Origin of the sequence: Polymorphospora sp. NPDC050346, assembly GCF_040655695.1 — a bacterium.
Taxonomy (GTDB): domain Bacteria; phylum Actinomycetota; class Actinomycetes; order Mycobacteriales; family Micromonosporaceae; genus Polymorphospora; species Polymorphospora lycopeni.
In genome coordinates this window covers 47,137-66,299 of sequence record NZ_JBFAKM010000005.1, presented here as the reverse complement: position 1 = coordinate 66,299, position 19,163 = coordinate 47,137, and the positions used below count along the sequence as shown (strand labels likewise).

Below are 19,163 nucleotides of genomic sequence, written 5' to 3'. Positions count from 1 at the left end.
CCGGGCCGGCACGCGAGCATGTCGGGTTCATGACGGTGCGTAGCCGTATCACGGGCACCGGATCACGGGTCTGCCTCACCGGCGAGCGCCAGCCGCCGACACCGATCCCGTGAGGAACCCGAAATGACCATCGACCACCCCACCACCGACCGCCCCGGCCCGGTCTCGGTCGCGGACCGCCGCATGCGGCGGGTCCGCTCGTACCTGGTACGCGAGATGCCGGCGGGCGGCGACGCGCCCCGGGTCGCCCGGCTGACCCTGGTCCGCGCCAACCCGCGTACGGAGGGCCGGGAACTGCTGTTAGTCGACCACCATCCGATTCCGGCCCGGAACTGGGGCTGGGACCGCCGCGCGAACCGGCTGCACTGGTCGTACGGCACCGGCGCCCACCACCTGGCGGGCGGTGTCGAGTTCACGCCCGACGGCCTGACCGGGTACGGCAGCACCACGGTCGGCGACCGGACCAGCCCGGTCGAGGTGACGCTCGCCCCGATCGAATACACCTGTGACCTGGCGGCCGACGCCGGCGCCTATTACAACACCGCGACCCACGCGTTGACCTGGCCGGCCCCGGACAGTTCGAAGTGGACGGCCGCGACCTGGGTGGACCGGGCGCTGCGGTTCGGCTACGACATCACCGCCGCCCCGGCGGTCGGCGCCCCGCAGTACGACGTCCGGGTCGCCTTCGCCGACCTGCAGACCGGGGTCGACTGGACGCCGGACGTCGGCGACTTCTCCTACCTGGTCAACGGCGACCTGCGGTTCACGTTCACCGCCTACCCGTACGTGGAGCCGCCGGAGGACGACCGCAGCGGGCTGCCGGCACCGGCGTCCGGCATCCAGTCGGTGCTGCCGTACGAGATGGCGTTCGACTTCGACCCGTTCGGTGACTCGATCACCGGGGCGGTGCGGACCGGCACGAACCCCGCCACCGGCGTCTACGCGGTCCGTGGCGTCGCCGACAACAGCGCGACGATCGGCATGTACCGGCTGCGCCGGCCGGACGGCCGCTGGATCGCGGTCGGGCTCGGCGCCGGGGAGCTGGTCGTCGACGAGCGACCGGTCGCGGTGTTGCACCGGCGCGGCGACACGGTGTCGTGGCGCGGGCTGGACCGGGCCGCCGCCATCGCCACCGGACTGCCGCCGGCGGGCACCTGGTTCTTCTCACCGGACGGTGCCCGGGTGCTGTCCGGCACCGGGATCGCGGCCGGTCACCGCACCAGCTACGAGAGCCTGGCCGGGCACCGGGAAGCGCTCGCCGGCCAGCCGGGTACGGCGAAACGGGCCCGGCGGGTCGCGGCCCGGCGGGCGCCGAACCTGTCGGTCGACGAACTGGCCGGCTTCACCCAGTTCCGCAAGGACGACAAGGGCCGGTGGATCGACCGGGTGCAGGACCTCGCCGGCCAGGACTTCTACAAGATCCTGCTCTACCAGATGGACAAGGACCTGCGGGAGACGTACCTGACGTCGAACAAGGTCGACCTCGATCCGGCGCTGAAGCAGATCGCCGACCTGCCGGGCAAGGACGGCACGAAGGCGAAGGGCTGGTACGAGACGCTGAGCATCGCGTACCTGACCCAGGCGCTGGCCCGGACCGAGGACCCGGACGCGGCGAAGCTCAACGACCGCAAGGCCCAGGCCTGGCTGAAGGAGGCGGTCTCCCAGGCCACCGTCTACCAGGCCCAGGCACCGGAGATGTACACCCGGCGGTACGTCGAACTCAACCCCGACGTCGACGACTACCTGATCGACCAGTACGCCAACTACGAGGCGTACGAGGCGGTGATCGAGGCCGACAGCCAGGCGTGGATCGCACAGGTGCGGGCCACGGTGGCCAACACCGAAGACGCCCCCGACCGGGTCGAAGACCTGGTCGAGACGATCGAGCGGCTCGCCGAGGTCGGCAAGGACGGCCGGTACTGGGCGTACAAGCTGCTGCGGCACGCCACCAGCCCGGCGGCGCTGCGGCTGCTGGAACTGATGTCGCTCAACGGCAGCTACCTCGACGGGTCGGAGTACACCCGGCGGATCCAGACGAACGTCGCGACGCTCGGCGTGCTGGACCCGTCCGGCTCCTTCGTGCACGAGTACGCCAACATCATCCAGCTGTTCCAGCTCACGAACGTGTTGCCGAAGCTGATCGACTACGCCGGCAACGTCGACACGTTCAGCTACGCGGTCGAGGAGATCCTCAAGCAGTTCGTGACCATGTACGTCGACTCCCCCGATCCGGCGATCCAGGACATGCTCACGCAGTTCCAGGAGGCGCTGGACCACAACTGGACCCGCGAGGTGCTCGACGGCTTCGCCAACCTCGCGTCCACCTTCGCCGGCGTCTACTCGTGGGAGCAGGTCGCGGCGAAGTTCGAACGCGAGTGGCCGAAGATGAGCAAGATCCCGCTCGGGGCGGCGAAGCTGATCACCCTCGCCGGCTGCTCGGCCGGTACGGCCGCGTTCGTCTTCGGCGTCATGAACTGGCAGGACGTCAAGGACCCGATGGAGCGTACCCAGCTCATCGTCGGCGGCCTGGACGTCTTCGTGCAGATGAGCACCGCGCTGGTCAAGCGCGGTGTCGCGTACGCCAAGGTGCTCGGCACCGACGGGGTGACCTGGGCCAACCTGTGGAAGACGTTCAAGGGCGACGCCCTGCGGCTGGCCGAGGGTCGGATGAACACCGGCGTCAGCCGGTGGCTGATCCAGGCCGGCCGGGTCGAGATCCAGGCCAGCGAGCAGTTCGGCACCCTGTTCATGCAGGCGGGCGAGTACGAGCAGACCATGATGACGAAGCTGTTGGGACGCAACCTCGACGAGTTCGTCGCCACCCGGCTCGGCGCCGCGCTCGCGATCATCAACATCGTGCTGTCGGCGATCGCGATCGCCAACTCCACCTCGGAGATGGACACGATCGCCAACTCGCTGTTCCTCGGGTCCGCCGCCCTCGAACTGTTCGCGATCGCCGGCGGCTGGGTGCTGGGCTACTTCGGGGTCGCCACCATCGGCGGATTCGCGGTGGCCAGCATCGCGGCGGCGATGACCGCCGTCGCCGCGTTCGCCGCGATCGCCGGCGTGGTCCTGATCCTGATCATGCTGTTCGGGCCGAAGCCGAAGTCGGCGGTCAACCAGTTCGCGACCGGGGCGGCCGACAAGGCCGGCTACTACATGCCGCACGGCACCGCGGTCGAGTACTTCCGGGTCGCCGAGCCGGCCAAGGGCCGTCCGCAGCTCGTCGGCGCGGCCCTGCGGTTCGGCGAGCGCTACCTGACCATGAACGCCGACGGCTCGGTCACCCTCGGCGGGCTGGACCGCACCTCGGCGACCTGCTTCTACCTGACGACCGACGTCCAGGGCCGGGCCAGGTTCACCGCGACGCTGCGGGCCAGGCCGGCGGACCGGCTGCTGACGTCGTACTGCCTGACGTACGTCGACGGGCGGCTGGCCGCGAGCCCGGCCACGGCCGCCGGGCAGGGGCAGTGGTGGCGGGCCGAGGTGCTGTCGACGTCCGGCACCGGCCCCGACGGCCGGCCGGAGAGCGCCGAGTTCGCACTGTCCATGCCGGACGGCAGCGGTGGTTGGCGCTACCTGGCCGAGGTGAACGGCGGTGTCGGAATGGTCGGTGACCGGCGCGGCTGGTGGCTGAAGATGGAGTCGACGCAGCCGGGCGCGCTGACCATGCAGGACCTGACGCTGTACACGTACCAGAACGACGGCCGGTTCGGTCCGGCCCTCGGCGAGCCCGGCAGTATGCCGCGCACCTTCGAGCTGTCCGAGCCGCCGCCGGACTTCCTGGTCTTCAACCCGGAGACCGGGCAGCTCTCCTGGAAGACGCCGGGTGAGTACCCGCCGGTGATGGCCCGCCGCAGCTACCGGATCGGCGTACGCAACGAGGTCGCGGCGGCCGAGCCGGTGACGTTCACGATCGAGGTACGCCCGCAGGACGCCGGCGCGGCGGCGGTGGGCTGACCCGTGCCGCCGACGGACGATCCGCTGGCCGCGCTGTTCGCCGCCCTGCCCGCGCAGGCGTCGAACAGTGTCGGCGGCACGGCCCGGTCGGTGCTGGTGAACAGGCTGAAAGGGGTCACGCCGGGGTCGCACACCCAGGCGTGGCCCCTGAAGGCCCAGCCGACGTTCCGGGCGATCTTCTTCCCCTCGTACGCGCCGGTGCCGCTGGAAGGCGACGTCGCGGCGGTGACCGGGCTTCCCGACCAGTGGTGGTCGGATCTGGTGGTGGCGCTACTGGCCCGTGCCGTCTACGACGTCTCCGCCGTCGAGCGGGGGCATGTCGACGTCGGCGCCGTCGACGCGGCGGTGGCGGCGGCCGGAGCGACGCTCTCGCCCCGGCTGGTGGACTGGTACGGGCACGTCCTGTCGGTCGCCTTTCCCCCGGTCGCGTCGGCGCTGGCCGCGCTGCCCGACCGGGCGGCGGCCCTCGACGCGTACGCCGGGCACCTGACCAGCCCCGACTGGGTGGGGATGAAGCGCCTGCAGTGGCTCGGTGGGACGTGGGTCGGTGCCGACTGGGAGCTGTTCCACCACTGGGTCAAGCTGGCGTTGCTCGGGGCGTCCGACGACCGGGTGGCCGGGGTGATCACGGCCGCCGCCGGTCTGGGGCTGCCGGTCCCGGCGCGGGTCGGGGCGGCGGCCTGGCGGTCGTACCTGGCGTGGATGACGCCGTCGTCGATCGGTCCGGCGGACGTGGAGGGTGACGCCCGGCCCGGCCTGTTGGGCTGCGCCGCGCTCAGCGGCTGCTTCGCGGAGGAGAACTCGGTGGAGTTCATGGCCAGGTCGCAGCCGGGTGGCCGGTACTGGCGGTCGTAGCGGGTCTCCGCACGGGCGGTTCGGTACGCGCGGCCGGCGCGCGATGGGGTATGAACCCATGAGCGCACACCAAACGGAAGGAAGCCTCATGAGTCTTGAGCGCCCGATCGCCCCGGATCCGTACGACCTGCTGCCGCCCGTGCCGTCGTTCACGCTGATCAGCGAGGACGTGCGTGACGGCGAGCCGATGGACGTCGAGTTCGCGCACCTGAGCGTCGGCGGGGAGAACCTGTCGCCGCAGTTGGCGTGGTCGGACTTCCCGGCCGAGACCCGTGGGTTCGTGGTGACCTGCTTCGACCCGGACGCTCCGACCGGCAGTGGCTTCTGGCACTGGGTCCTGGTCAACGTGCCGGTGTCGGTCACCCAGTTGCCCCGGGGTGCCGGGAGCGAGGCGACGGCCGGCGGTGTGGCGGGCGGCGGCGCGTTCAGCGTCCGCACCGACTACGGCTCGCACGGGTACGGCGGTGCGGCGCCGCCGGCCGGTGACCGGCCGCACCGGTACGTCTTCGCGGTGCACGCGCTCGACGTCGACCGGCTCGACGTGTCGCCGGAGTCGACGCCGGCGGTCGTCGGCTTCAACCTGGCGTTCCACACGCTGGCGCGGGCGACGATCCGGCCGACGTTCGCGGTCAAGGAGTAGCGAGGCGCTGATCCGGCGCCGTGGCCGCCGTGCCACGGCGCCGGGACCGGCGCGTCGGTGTCGGATGTGCTGCCGGCGGGGCCGGTCCGGCGGCCGGTTACGGGACGCGGGCGACCGCGAAGACCGACTGCCCGAACGGCGGGCGCACCAGCGATTCGGCGGCCTTCGTCGTCGGCAGGACCAACGTGTCGTAGACCTTGACCATCGGGCCTTCCTTCGGCGTCAGCTTGAAGACGCTGGTCGCCATGTAGTAGCCGATGAGGCCGAGTGCGTTGGCGTAGTGGAGCTTCTCGACGGTGAGGCCGGCATCCTCCAGTGCGGCCCGCATCGTCTTCTTGGTGTAGCGGCGGACGTGCCCGGTGGCGATGTCGACCGGGCTCATGGCGAACGGGAAGGCCGGCACGATCAGGACGATCTTGCCGCCCGGCCGGACCAGGTCGCGCATGCTCTGCAGCGCCTCGACATGGTCCTCGATGTGCTCCAGCACGTTGTAGGAGACCGCGGCGCTGTAGTCGCCGTGCTCGGAGTGCGGCAGCAGCATCTGGCGGACCTCGACGTTCGGTACCGCGGACATGCGCTCCTTGAGCAGCACCAGACGGTCCGGGTCGGCTTCGGTGGCGGTGAAGCGGTCGAAGTGCTTGGCCCATTCCAGGGCGTAGTCGCCCAACCCGCTGCCGATTTCGATCGGGTTGTCACCGAGGTGGGGGATGGCGAGGTTGACAAACCAGCGCCGGTGGTTTACGGCGGTGGCGAGGCCTTCGAGGACCTCTGATTGGACTCGCTGATCCCCCGTAATTTGTGTCATGCGTAGATTCCTCACGCTCTGAACCTGATCTGCCCGGGACCGAAAGAGTGAACCATCTAGAGCGACCGTAAGGAAAGTCAGGGTCTGATGTAGGCAGAATGTTCGAGTTGGGCCATGTTTGCCCATGCCAAAGGCTGATATATGGCCATCATACGGCCAGCTTTGGCCTACCTACGTCACTCTCGGGGACTACGTCCGTTACGGTCTGGTTACCACTTTTGCGCCTGCGGGAGCCGGGCAGCTCAGGGAGCAGGTTTCCGTCACGTTTCCGTGACATGTCGCCAGGGGAGATCATCACACCGGTTGCCCCTGCGCAAGAGGCCGTTGGGCTGGAATCGGCGAGGGTCGCTGCGTGGTGTCCGGCGGTGGGCGATTTGGCGGCTATGCCGGTCGGCATTGATCTGTGATCCGCATCACAATTCGGTCGATCCTGGTCTGGGGCCGGGGCGGTGCGGAACAGAACTGACGCCCGGGTCAGGCTCGCTCCGACCGGATGCAGCAGCCCGCGCAGACCTTCGGCCGGGGCAACGTGAACGCCAGACAGCAGGTGCGCCGCTGCACCGTGAGGTCGCCGTTCGGGCCCGGCACCAGGTCGACCAGATCGCCCACGTCGAACGTCGCCAGCAGCGTACGGATCGTCTGCGCCGAGGAGCCCGGCAGCGCGTCGGCCGCCCGCAGCACCGCGTGCGCCACCCCGGAGGCCAGCGAGCCGAGCAGCGTACGGGTGCCGAGCCGGACCCGATCGTGGATGGCGTCCAGCATCGGCGTGACGTGGTCGTCGACCAACGCGGTGCGCAGCGCGGCCAGCAGTTCGGCCTCACCGTCGACCACCACGACCTCGGGCAGCCCGGCCACGGCCAGCGGGTCGCCGGGCAGCACCGCGATCGTCGTCGAGCGGCGCAGGCCGATGGTGACCAGCGGGCCGTCGTCGTCGACGCGTACCAGCACGTCGGACGGGTGCGGCAGCGGCACCCGGCGGGCCGACGCCCAGCCCAGAACCGCCGGCAGTGCCAGCCAGTAGACGTATGCCTTCCAGGCGAGCGCGGTCGCGGCGTGCGAGGAGCCGCCCCAGCGCCGCCCGGCCGAGTCGAGCAGATGCGGTAGCTGACTGCCGTCGACCAGTTCCGTCGCCGGCAGCCAGCCGCGCTCGTCGTCGACGAGCAGGCCGGGCGCGAGGCCGGGCAGGTCGTCGGTGCCGAACGTCGCCCGCAGCGTCGCCGTCACCGGGCCGAGCGGCCCGGGAGCGGTGCGGAGGTCGACGGTGGCGGTCACGCTGGGTCGCCGGTTCCGGGGTGGGTGAGGTTCCACGCGGCGGGTGTGACTAGGGCCAGCCCCTGTCCCATGGTCTTGCCTGTCACCTTGAGAATCCCCCTGCCACCTGCGCGGACGGCTCACGATAGCGCGATAAGGCTAGCCTAACCAGGCCGGGGCGTGTTGACGCCACAATCGCCACTCTCGGTATCCGGCGTTTCGCGGCTCGTCGTCATGTGGGTGGGGGTACCCGGGCCGGCCGTCGATCAATCTGGCCGTACGGTCTTCGGCGCATGTCGCCTTTGTCAATAGTTATGTCGGTAACAAGGCACTGATGCCCGGCTGGGCGAGTCAGAACGGAGACTTGAAGGTCCCGGCCCATAGGACGTGCGATGACCATCTCGCCCATCGAACGGGCTGCCGACACCTTCGCCGCCGAGCTCAGCCGGTGGCGTGTCGACCGGGGCATGACCAAGAAGCAGCTCGCCGCCCGGATGGGCTTCGACCCCTCCTACGTCAGCCACGTCGAGGGCCGCCGACACCGGCCCACCGAAGACTTCGCCCGCCGGGCCGAGGCCGTACTCGGCGCCGGCGGCGCGATCTGGCGCTGCTTCCAGCAGTACGACGAACTCCGCCACGCCCGGGCCCCCGGCTCGGCACACCGCGACCCGCCCGTACCCGAGCAGTGGCTGCCGCCCGGCACCGGCCTCATCGTCGAACAGGAGGTCGCCACGCTGTCCTACCGGGACGGCGCCTATCGCTGCGTGATCCGCCGGGCGCTCTACAACGCCGGCACCGAACCGGTCACCCGCTACCTCATCCGGGTCGCCGTCGACCGCTACCCGCACGACCCCGAGCTGTCCAACCGCTACCACCGCGACCGGCCGCTGACCTTCGACGAACTCGACCTGCGGGCCAACTGCGGCGACCCGCCCACCCGCGAGCCGATGCACTGGCGCAAGAAGCACGACCGGGACGCCTTCAAAGAGGTGTGGCTGCTCTTCGAGAACGCCGAGGGGCGCTTCCCGCTCTACCCGGGCGAACGCGTCGCCATCGAATACGGCTACACCGTCGGGCAGGAGAAGTGGGGGCAGTGGTTCCAGCGCGCCGTACGCGTGCCGACCCGCAAACTGACCGTCCGCCTCGACTTCCCCGAGCGGCTCGACCCGCACGTGTGGGGGGTCGAGACCTCGCTGTCGGCGGAGGAGGCGCCACTGCGTACGCCCCTTCAGCGGCGGGTCGAGGACGGCCGCACCCACGTCGACTGGACGACCGAGGAGCCGCTGCTCAACGCCCGCTACCGGCTGGAGTGGCGGTTCCGCGCCCAGGCGGCGGCCGACCCCGCCCCCGACTTCACCGCGGCCGACCCGGCCGAACCCGCCACCGAAGGGCCGGCGACCGTCGGGGCCGCGGCGGCAGACGGGGCGACGGCGGACGGGGCGGGGCCGGTGGCCGAGACGCCGGGCGCCGTGCCGGCCCGGGCCAGCGACCGCATGCGGGCGGCCGGCATCGTCCAGCGCGATGCCGAACTGCTCCGCCACGCCGCCGACCCGTTCGACCTGCCCACCGACGCCGGCACCGCCGACGATGTCGTCACCCGGCTCCGTGAGGCCCTCGCCCGCGTCGACCAACTCCACCTCTTCAGCAAGGGGGTCGGGCTCGCCGCCCCGCAGATCGGCCAGCCCCGGTCCGCCGCGATCGTCCGCCCGCCCGACGGTGCCGAGCCGGTCGTGCTGCTCAACCCGCGCGTCGTCGACGCCTCCGCCGAAACCGACGAGCAGTACGAGGGCTGCCTTTCGTTCTTCGACGTACGCGGCCTGGTGACCCGGCCGCTGCGCATCGACGTCGAACACGCCCGGGCCGACGGCAGCCGGATCATCACCTCGTTCGAGCAGGGTATGGCCCGCCTGGTCGCGCACGAGATCGACCACCTCGAGGGCCGGCTCTACGACGACCGGATGGCCGCCGACGTGCCGCTCGTCCCGGTCGAGGAATACCGCGAGACCGGCCGCCCCTGGCACTACTGAGGCGAGCTCAGCCGTCGCTGAAGCTGTCGTACCTGATCCGGATCGACGGCACCTGCAACTCGGCGAGCGTACGCAGCGTCGCCCGGACCATCGGCGCCGAACCCGAGACGAAGAAGTCGTGCTCGGCCCACGGCCCGTAGCGCGCCACCACGTCGGAGATGTTGCCCTGCTCGCCGGTGAAGCCGTCGTCGTCGCTGCACGCCGGCACCACCGACAGCCACGGGTAGCGGGCCGCCAACTGGTTCAGCTCGGCCAGGTCGTAGAGGCCGTCGCGGTCGCGGGCACCGAAGAACACATGCACCCAGCGGGTGCGGTTGTAGCGGGTCAGCTCCTGCACCAGGGCCTTGATCGGGGCCAGCCCGGTGCCGCCCGCGACGCAGACGATGTCGCGGGTGGACGACGCGTCCAGCGTCATCGACCCCATCGGTGCCGCCACCCGCAGCAGTTCCCCCGGCCGTACCTTGCGAACCAGCGCACTGGACACCCAGCCGGCACCGACCGCCTGCACGTGGAACTCCAGCGTGTTGTCGGCGTCTGGCGCGTTCGCGATCGAGTATGTCCGCCACAGCCGGGGCCGGTGCCGCGGCGTCTCGACGCTGACGTACTGGCCGGCCCGGTACGACAGCGGATACTGCAACGGCCGGCAGGTCAGTACGGCGACGTCCGGTCCCCGCCGCTCGTGGGTCAGCACCTCCGCGTTCCAGTACGGCGGATTGGTGTCGGTCGCCGCCCCGGCGATCATCCGGGCCGAGATCACCTGGTACGCGTCCCGCCACGCCTGGTCGTACTCGATCGCCCACCGTTCGCCGGCGACCGCCCGCAACGCCTCGAGCAGCGCCGACCCGACGATCTCGTAGTGCTCGGGTTCCACGTGAAACTTCCGGTGGTCGCGCCCGAGCGCGTGCAGGTATTCGTCGGAGCGGTCCGGGTCGTCGACCAACTGCATGGAGGTGACGAGTGCGCCCAGCAGGCGGGCCCGCTGCACGTCCATCGTCACCGGAAAGAGGTTCCGCAGTTCCGGGTTGGACAGGAACATCCGGGCGTAGAAGTATCCGGCGACCTTGTCCTGCTGCTCCTCGACGAGCGTCCAGCTCTCCTTGAGCAGTCGCGAGAGATTACCCATTGACGCCCTCTTCAGTGACGGCGGCGGCGGGTGCCGCGCACCTGGGGGACTAGGTTGCGTTCCGTGGGTGGGTGGTCGTTCGTTGTAGATCGTGACTCCAGATTGGGCACAGAACGTGAGGAGTTATCGCACAGACTGTGCGATGTGAGGTCGTCATGCCTATGGTCGGCAGCGGAATGGACCAAAACGAGGGACCGCCGACCCGTTTTCCAGGGCCGTCCGGCACAGTGATCGGGTGAGCGTGGATCTCGTCAAGCCGCCGCTGTCGAGGCGGACGATCAGCACCGAGGTGCTGCTCGTCCTCGGCCTCTCCCTCGGGCAGTCCGCCATCTACGCCATGGTGAGCCTGACCGCCCGGCTCACCGCCGACCGGCCGCTGTCGCAGCAGACCGCCACCCTCAACGCGTCACAGTCGGCCCGGCCGTGGCTCGACCTGACGTACCAACTGCTCGGCATCCTCTTCTCGCTCGTACCGGTGCTGCTCGCCGTACACCTGCTCAACCGGGACCGCGACGACCCGCGCCGGCTGCTCGGCCTGGACGCCCGCTCACCCTGGGCCGACCTGGGCTGGGGCGCGGCGCTCGCCGCCGCGATCGGCCTGCCCGGCATCGGGCTCTTCTTCGTCGCGGCCCAGCTCGGCGTCAACGCCAGCCTGGTCCCGGCCGCCCTGCCCGACCTGTGGTGGGCGGTGCCGGTGCTGATCCTCGCCTCGTTCGAGAACTCGATCCTCGAAGAGGTCATCGTCGTCGGTTACCTGATCACCCGGCTACGCGACCTCGGCTGGCGGATCGAGCTGATCGTCCTCACCAGCGCGGTGCTGCGCGGCACCTACCACCTCTACCAGGGCTTCGGCGCCTTCGTCGGCAACGTGGTGATGGGGATCGTGTTCGCGCTGTTCTTCCTGCGTACCAAGCGGGTGATGCCGCTGATCGTCGCGCACGCGGTGCTGGACATATTCGCGTTCGTCGGATACGCCCTACTGCCCCGCGAGTGGTTCGACTGGCTCTGACGGCCCGGCGCGGTCCGGCGCCGGACGCGGTCCGGTTCAGGCGGTGTCGGAGGTCAGGTGGCGCCGGCCCGGTAGCGGGCGACCGCGCGGGCCGCCAGCCGCTGCGCCGCCGCCGAGTCACCCGCCGTCGCCGCCAGCAGCGCCGCACCCGGCAGCATCCGCGCCGCCAGCCGCAACGCCAGCCAGCCGCCGGCCTGCGCCACCAGCGGCGTCGCCAACCGCCACGCCGCTTCCGCCGCCCGCCGCGCCGGCACCCGCCCGTCCGGCCGGGCGCCGAGCGCCGCGTCCAGCGCCGCCCGCGCGAACGTCTCGTCCGGATGCACCTGCGTCAGCACCAGCAACTCGACCGCCCGGTCAGGATGCGCCGGATCGTGCCCGTACGCGGCGGCGACGTGCAGCACCAGGTCCGTCTGCGTCCAGGCGACCGCCGCCAGCTCCGCCAGCGGCGCGAGCACTCCGGCGGCCGCCGACACCGCCCCGCCCGCCCCGGCCAGCCGGACGAACCGCCGGGTCGCCAGCCGGGCCAGCCCGTCCGGCGTCGCGGTCGGATACTCCGCCCGCAGCCGCTCCGCCCACGCGGCCGCCGCCGGCCCGCGCCGCCGTACCGCGGCAAGGGCCAACAACTCCGGTGCGAACCCCGGGTGGTCGACCAACCGGCCGGTCGCCGGTTCCGCTCCCTCCCCGGTACGGTGCACCGTCCCCTCCGGTGCCCGGCCGGTCATCTCCATCGCGGCGGGGACGGGGTGCCGGGACCGGTCCGGGGGCCGGCGGTCGGCGACCTCTGTTGAGGCTGCCGGTTCCGGGCTGACGTGCTGCCCGGTGGGCTGCTGCTCGACGGGCTGCTGCTTGACGGGCTCCCGGGGGGCCGGCTGCTGCCGGTCAGTGGGCTGGTCGGCGCCGGCCTCGGCCGGTGCCGTCTTGCGGCGGGTGGTCGTCTTCGCGGGCGCCACCTTCTCCGCAGCGGCCGCCTTCCTCGCCGGCACCGCCTTCTTCGCGGCCGTCTTCTTCGCCGGGCTCGCCTTCTTCGCGGCGGCCGTGGTCGCCGTCTTCGCCGGGGTGCGCTTCGCCGCTGTCTTGCGGGCGGGCCCCTTCGCGGTATCGGTGCCCGCATCGTCACCGGCGCCCTCGTCGGATGCCGGCGTCCGGGCGGCCGGCACGTCCGGCGACCCGGCCCCGTCGCCGGTGTCCCTGCCATCGTCGGCCCGGGCCCCGGCCCGCCGGCCACTCGTGGTCCTGGCGGCCGGCGGCTGGAAGAGGACGGCCGGCGCCGACGCCTTCGCCCGCCGCGCCCGCGGCGCCGGCGCGGCAGCCGTCTCGGTCGGTTCGGCCGGCGTGAACGCGGCCTTCGGAGTGCGCTTGCGTGGCTTGCGGTCGGCCGGCTCGGCAGGCGGCTGTTCCATGACCAGGAAGCCTATCCGGGCCGGCCGGCGTACACCTCTCGAAAGCGCCCGGGCCGGCGACGCGTCACCGCCGCCGGCCCGGACACCGTCACCGTCAGTTGATCGGAACGACCAGGTCGAGGGTCCGACCCTGCGCCGGCACCGCGACCGTCCGGGCACTGGCGAAGTCAGTGCCGTTGTCGTACCAGAATTCGACCTCCTGGTCGTCGACGTAGGCAAGCGCCCAGACCTTGACGAGTTCGGGTGCGAGCACCCGCATCTCGTAGGTGTCGCCGTTCTCCCACTTGATCCCGATGATGTCCTGCGTCAGTGCGCTGTGTGCCATCAGGTAGGCGTCGGGTACCGGTTGACCGGCCCGGTCCCGGATGGAACCGGTGATGACGGTGCCTGTCTTCAACCTGATGTCGTAGGTGGCCGTCGCACCCGAGGTCACCTGGATCTTCTGGGCGACCATCCGGTTCGCGGTGCCCCCGGACCACTGCCGGGCATGCTGGTGGTCCATGAAGAACAACGGCCAGGCGTACGGGCCGAGGCCGCGCACCGTGTACCGCCCGTTCTGGTCGGTGACCGGGTAGTTTCCGCCGACACCCGGGTGGATGCTCGACAGCGCCACCCCGACGCCCGCGCGCGGCGTGTTGTCCGCACTGCGGACGACGCCCGTGATGGCGCCGGCCGGATCGAGCAGCACCGCCGGCGCGGCCGTCGTCGCGCCCGCCGTGACGGTGATCCGCTTCGCGCTGCTCGCGGCACCCGTGCCACCGTTCGCGCCGAGCCACTGCGCGCCGAGGCCGGTCGATTCCCGGGGGCGTACGAAAATGTGGTAGTCGCCCGGCTCCAGCAGCCTGATGTCGATCTGTCCAGCGCCGTCGCTGCAGTGAGGCTCGCCGTCGGGAAGCCGGGCGGTTCCGGCCGCCACGGTGGCGACGCAGACGCCGGCGACCGGTGCCCCGGTGGCGCGGTTGCTCACCGTGGCCGTGATCGCACCGCCGAGCGGGACCGGCACGGCCACGTCGGTGGTCGCGTTGGCCGTGACGGTCGCCTGCGCCTTGCCGTCGAGGTACAGCGAGGAGGGGGCCGGATTGACCGACACGATGTAGCGACCGATACCGATGCCGTCGAACAGGATCTCCGAGTTGGTGGTGCACTCGTAGCCGTATGACGGCCCCTCGAGGTGGGCGCAGAACGCCGTCAGCGGGGCGCCGGTGCCGGAGTCGGTCGCCGTGACCCGCAGCGCCCCACCGTCGATGAGGGTGTCGTCGACGGTGGCGGTGGCGTCCGCCTGCACCACGATCGTCGCCGCGTCCTCGAAGTTGCCGACCCCGTACGCGTACTGGCGGCGGCCGGTCGTCGGGTCGACGAAGGACACCTTGTAGTCGCCGACGATCAGGTCGTCGAACCGGTACGCGCCGGTCTCGTCCGTCATGACGTAGGCGCTGTTGTTGTAGCTGTCGTAGGCGGTGACCTCGGCGTGGCCGATTCCGGCGCCGGACTGGTCGACGAACCGGCCGGCGATCGCCCCGGTCGCGAGCAGCGTCTCGTTCACGGTCGTCTGGGTGCCCACCGCGACGCTGAAGGTGTCGGCGTAGTCCTCGGCGGGTTGGCCATGCCCCCACTGGGTCGCCCCGCTGGGAAGCTGGAACCGAACCTTGTAGTTGCCGGGGAAGAGGCGCGGAATCTGGAAGTCGCCGTTGTCGTCGGTCCAGGTGGTGGCGCCGCCGCCGCTCGTGATCGACCGCGCGCTGACATCGACGTTCGCCGCCGGCTGTCCGCTGGCGTCGACCACCCGGCCGGTCATCGATCCGGTCGGTGCCACCACATCGTCGGCGACCACCGTGCCCCCGGGCTCGACCGTGAACACCTGGGCGGTGTGGGACTGCTCCTGCTGCGGGATCCACTGGGAGAATCCGGAGCCCAGAAGAAGCTCCACCTGGTACTCCCCGGGCAGAAGCGAGAGCGTATAGCGGCCGTCGATGTCGGCGCTGGTGCCGACGGATCCATCCGGCCCCCGGGCGCTGACCCAGATACCGGCCTGTGGCACGCCGTTACTGTCGGTCACCCGGCCGGTGATGGTGCCGGGCGCCAGGAGCGAGTCGTTGACGACCGTCGCCGCGCCGGCCACCACGGTGATCTCGGTGGCGGTTTCGAAGGACCGCTGCTGGTGGGCCCACTGCACCTGGTTGGCGGAGTTGGTGAAGCTGACCTTGTAGACGCCGGCTCGGACCAGGGGGAACGTGAACTGGCCCTGGCTGTTGAGGCCGACTTCGCCGCGGTGGAAGTGGTTGGTGTCCAGCAGCGTGACGCGTACCCCGGTGGCCGGGGTGCCGGTGCTGGTCGTCAGGGTTCCGGTGATCGAGCCGAAGGTGGGATTGGCGGTGGCGGGCGACGCGAGCGCGACCGTGGCTGTCAGAGCCACGATGCTCGCGATGGCCACCGAGCGGAGCAGTTTTCTGTACACGGCCATCCTTGAGGGGAAGGAAGGTCCGGGGACGCGGTCCGGCAACATAGCGTGACGGTCTGGTCCCCGTGTGCCATGATCGGCTCACGCAGGATAGTTGATCCACTTCGTACGGTGGGGGCCATTTATCGGCGGTCATCGGTGAACACTTGGAACTCTGCCGGGCCGGCGGCCGCCGGCCCGGCAAATCCGTGAGCGTCAGTTCACCGGGTTGACGATGTCCAGCTCTGTTTCCTCCGCTGGGGGCGATTTTCCGCGGGTCAGGGGTCGTACGTGGACGAGACCAGCGACTTCGGACAGAGATGGGGGCGGCGCGGGGATGAACCCGTCGCCGCCCCGTCGAGCCGGTCGCGCTTGGTCAAGCCATCATGCTCACGAGGTCAGTTGACCGGTACGACCACGTCGAGCGTGCGTCCCTGCCACGGGACGGCGAGCGTCTGGGCGGTGTCGAAGTCGGTGCCGTTGTCATACCAGAAGTTGAAGTTCTGGTCGTCTACGTAGGCGAAGACCTGCACCTTGACGAGTTCGGGGGCGATCAGCCGCATCTGGTAGGTGCCGCCCGTGTCCCACTTGACCCCGACGATGTCTCGGGTCAACGCGCTGTACGCCAGCAGGTAGGAGCTGGTCACCTCCGCACCGGCCCGGTCCCGGATCGTGCCGGTTACCAGGGTGCCGGTCTTCAGCTTGATGTCATAGCTGGCGGCCGCGCCCGCCGTCACCTTGATCTTCTTGGCGACGAGGCGGTTCCCCGTGCCGCCCGACCACTGCCGGGCGTGCTGGTCGTCGACGAAGTGCAACGGCCAGGCGTACGGGCCCAGACCGGTGACCGTGTAGCTGCCGTCCTCGTCGGTGACGGCCTTTCCACCAACGTATCCAGGATGGACGTCCGACAATGCCACCATGACATCCGGCAGCGGAGTACCGTCCGCGCCCCGGACCACGCCGGTGATGGAACCGGCCGGGTCGAGCAGTACCGGCGGGGCGGTCGCGACCTGGCCCGCGGTGACCGTGATCCGTACGGCGTTGGCGGCGGCGCCGGTGCCGCCGGTGGCGCCGAGCCACTGCATGCCGTACCCGGTCGCCGGCACTGGTTGGACGAGCAGGTGGTAGTCGCCCGGCGCGAGCACCCCGGTCGTGGCCTGGCCGTTGCGGTCGGTGCACCACCCGTAGCCTTCGGTGGGGACGGTGCCCGTACCCGCCGCGATGGCGGAGTAGCAGGCCCAGGCGACGGGTGCGCCGGTGGCGCGGGCGGTCGCCGTGGCGGTGATGGCGCCGCCCCGGTGCAGCGGCACCGTCACCTGGGCCGTCCCGCCGGGGGTGACCGTCGCGTCCGCCCGGTTGCCCAGGTACAGCGAGCCCTCTTCCGGCGTGATCGTGACGACGTACGAGCCGGGGCTGAGGCCGGTGAACACGACCTCGGAGTTGGTCGTGCACCCGTTGGCCGTCGATGACGGCCCACTGTAGTCGGCGCAGAAGGTGCTCAGCGGCGTGCCGGTCGCCGCGTCGGTCGCGGTGACCCGGATCGACCCGGGGATGAGCAGGGTGTCGTCGACGGTGGTGGTGGCCCCCGGCAACACCGTGAACCGGGTGGCCTCCGAGTAGTCGGCCGTCCCGTACGCGTACTGCTGACGGTTGCTGGCCGGGTCGCTGAACCGGACGATGTAGGCGTCGCCGACGGTGACACCATCAAACCGGTACGCACCAGACCCGTCGGTGTAGGTGTGCAGGCCGACGTCGTTGTCGTCACTGAGGAAGACAAGCGCGTCGGCCACCCCGGCGCCGGTGGCGTCGAGGAACCGGCCGGCGACGGATCCGGAGCCGAGCAGGGTCTCGTTCACAGTCGTCTGGTTACCGACCGAGACGGTGAAGACGGTGGCGAGATTCTCAGCCAGTTGGCCGGGCGCCCACTGGTAGATGTTGGCCGGATGGCGTACCCCCACGAGGTAGTCGCCGGGGAAGACGCGGGAGATCCGGTAGTTGCCGTTGTTGTCGGTGCGGGCGGTCGGGCCCCACTGTCCCTGGTTACGGGTGGCGACCTCGTGATCGCGGACCGGTTGCCCGGCCTGGTTCACGATCCGGCCGGCGATCGAGCCGGTGGGGACGAGGGAGTCGTCGACGACGACGGTGCCGCCGCTGGTCACAGCGAATTCCTGTGCCGTCTCGGCGTACTGCTGCTGCGGGATCCACTGGCCGAAGTCGTCGGCCAGGATCCGGACCCGGTAGGTGCCGGGCGGGACGTCGAGGCTGTACCGGCCGGCGCTGTCGGTCTGACCGCTGGCGACGGGGTTGATCTCGTCGTCGTAGGCGGTGACCGAGGCTTCGACGAGTGGGGCGCCGGTCTCATCGGTCAGGTGGCCGGTGATGGTGCCGGTGGCGGGGTTGGCGGCGGCAGGGTCGGCGGAGGGTGGTGCGAGCGCGACGGTGGCTGTCAGCACCAGGGCGCTCGCGAGGGTTGTCCAGCGGAGCGATCTTCTGTACACGCACGTCCTTGAGGAGAGGAGGGCCGGGAACACGCGTTCCGATGCGGAGTGTGACGAAGCGGTGTCCCCGCGTGCCATGATCGGCTAGCGCAGGATAATCGCGTCGCCGCGTACAGTGAAGGCCTTTACTTGCCGGGCGCAGGCGGCCACGGCGGACGGGGTCGGGCCAACCGCTGACCCCGGCCATCGGGCTTCTTGACCAGTCGAGGAACCAGCCCGCGATCGAACTCTCAGCGGCGGTACGGCGACGACGACCGTGTTCTGGGGGAGGAGTGTCGGTAGCGACGCCTCGTCGACCGCGAGGGCCTGGTCGGAATTCCGGACGCGCGGGTCGGCGGATTCGAGAAGCGGACTTCTGGTGCCGGCTGCCGCAGGCCCCCTGCGTACAGAACTCGATCTTGCAGCTGTTGGCCGGATGCCGGACAACAGGTAGTCGCCGTTCCGTCGAGCGAGGTGTGGTCGACAGCGTCGCTGTCCCGTACGAGCCGGGAGCGCCGGCTGGTGGTCAGGGTGCGGTTGGTTGAGTCAGATGGCGTCGGTGGGGTTTGCCGGCGGCCGGAGCGACTACGACGGCCGAGGCGGCCAGTGCCGTGCGGCAACCGTCAGACCGGCCCAGACGGGCAGGAATATGCGCACGACGCCCCTGAGGCGGGAGGTTCGAGAGTATTCGCGGCAGCGGAACGTGCCGGTGCGGTGCCCCAGAGTGTCATGATCGGCGCGCGCGGGATAGTCGCTTTGCCCCGCCCGGTGGGAGCACTGTATTCTCGGTCGGCGGTGGTCTACGGGCCACCTGGGAGACTTCGCCTAGTCTGGTCTATGGCGCCGCACTGCTAATGCGGTTGGGGTCTTAAAGCCCCTCCCGGGTTCGAATCCCGGAGTCTCCGCGCTCAGGCCGGTGTGTAGACTGGCTCAGGCACCAGCGCCCGTAGCTCAATGGATAGAGCATCTGACTACGGATCAGAAGGTTAGGGGTTCGAGTCCCTTCGGGCGCACAAGATCGAAAGGCGTCTGACCTGCGGAAACGTGGGTCGGGCGCCTTCGTTGTTTCGTCCCTTGTGGACGTGTGGGTGCTCGGTGGGTGCTCGTCCGTCGAGCTTCTCCACGTCCTGCCCCGTCCGTTGCCTGTTGTGGTCGAGGTAGCGGACGATGCGGCGAGGC

Annotated in this window: 11 protein-coding genes and 2 tRNA genes; 7 read left to right on the top strand and 6 right to left on the bottom strand. The window is 70.6% G+C overall.

Translation table 11 applies throughout. The features are described from left to right. Positions 1-123 precede the first annotated feature (123 nt). From AB0I42_RS07030 to AB0I42_RS07020, 3 genes are all read left to right on the top strand, one after another. Positions 124-3,960 (top strand): hypothetical protein, encoded by a 3,837-nt coding sequence (locus AB0I42_RS07030; protein ID WP_357534940.1) that lies wholly within the window; start codon positions 124-126, stop codon positions 3,958-3,960. 3 nt (positions 3,961-3,963) lie between these two features. After that, positions 3,964-4,815, top strand: a complete 852-nt coding sequence (locus AB0I42_RS07025) for a hypothetical protein (protein ID WP_357534939.1) — start codon at positions 3,964-3,966, stop codon at positions 4,813-4,815. Between the two features lie 88 nt (positions 4,816-4,903). After that, complete coding sequence (locus tag AB0I42_RS07020) at positions 4,904-5,455, top strand: YbhB/YbcL family Raf kinase inhibitor-like protein (RefSeq protein WP_357534937.1); 552 nt, start codon at positions 4,904-4,906, stop codon at positions 5,453-5,455. 97 nt (positions 5,456-5,552) lie between these two features. Here AB0I42_RS07020 and AB0I42_RS07015 read toward each other — a convergent pair whose 3' ends face one another. Next, entirely contained in the window at positions 5,553-6,260 is a 708-nt protein-coding gene (locus AB0I42_RS07015) for a class I SAM-dependent methyltransferase (RefSeq protein ID WP_357534936.1), read from the bottom strand. 474 nt (positions 6,261-6,734) lie between these two features. Beyond that, on the bottom strand, positions 6,735-7,532 hold the full coding sequence (locus AB0I42_RS07010) for a ferric iron reductase (RefSeq protein WP_357534934.1): 798 nt from the start codon (positions 7,530-7,532) through the stop codon (positions 6,735-6,737). Positions 7,533-7,903: 371 nt separating this feature from the next. Between AB0I42_RS07010 and AB0I42_RS07005 the strand changes: the two genes are divergently transcribed. After that, positions 7,904-9,538: a peptide deformylase gene (locus AB0I42_RS07005; RefSeq protein ID WP_357534932.1), complete on the top strand. Its 1,635-nt coding sequence runs from the start codon at positions 7,904-7,906 to the stop codon at positions 9,536-9,538. Positions 9,539-9,545: 7 nt separating this feature from the next. On the opposite strand, the gene AB0I42_RS07000 is transcribed toward AB0I42_RS07005, so the two are convergent. Then, on the bottom strand, positions 9,546-10,661 hold the full coding sequence (locus AB0I42_RS07000) for a globin domain-containing protein (protein ID WP_357534931.1): 1,116 nt from the start codon (positions 10,659-10,661) through the stop codon (positions 9,546-9,548). A 235-nt stretch (positions 10,662-10,896) separates the two neighbouring features. On the opposite strand from AB0I42_RS07000, the gene AB0I42_RS06995 reads away from it, so the two are divergent. Next, a complete protein-coding gene (locus AB0I42_RS06995) occupies positions 10,897-11,670 on the top strand; it encodes a CPBP family intramembrane glutamic endopeptidase (RefSeq protein WP_357534929.1) in 774 nt (257 codons plus the stop codon). Between the two features lie 53 nt (positions 11,671-11,723). Here the strand turns inward: AB0I42_RS06995 and AB0I42_RS06990 are convergent, their stop codons facing one another. From AB0I42_RS06990 to AB0I42_RS06980, 3 genes are all read right to left on the bottom strand, one after another. Next, positions 11,724-13,070: a hypothetical protein gene (locus AB0I42_RS06990; RefSeq protein WP_357534928.1), complete on the bottom strand. Its 1,347-nt coding sequence runs from the start codon at positions 13,068-13,070 to the stop codon at positions 11,724-11,726. 94 nt (positions 13,071-13,164) lie between these two features. Beyond that, positions 13,165-15,525: a carboxypeptidase-like regulatory domain-containing protein gene (locus AB0I42_RS06985; protein ID WP_357534926.1), complete on the bottom strand. Its 2,361-nt coding sequence runs from the start codon at positions 15,523-15,525 to the stop codon at positions 13,165-13,167. Between the two features lie 380 nt (positions 15,526-15,905). Next, complete coding sequence (locus tag AB0I42_RS06980; protein ID WP_357534924.1) at positions 15,906-18,005, bottom strand: carboxypeptidase regulatory-like domain-containing protein; 2,100 nt, start codon at positions 18,003-18,005, stop codon at positions 15,906-15,908. 793 nt (positions 18,006-18,798) lie between these two features. Here AB0I42_RS06980 and AB0I42_RS06975 point away from each other — a divergent pair. Together AB0I42_RS06975 and AB0I42_RS06970 are read left to right on the top strand one after the other, a co-directional pair. Next, a tRNA-Ser gene (locus AB0I42_RS06975) sits at positions 18,799-18,889 on the top strand. Positions 18,890-18,924: 35 nt separating this feature from the next. Then, positions 18,925-18,997, top strand: a tRNA-Arg gene (locus AB0I42_RS06970). Positions 18,998-19,163 lie beyond the last annotated feature (166 nt).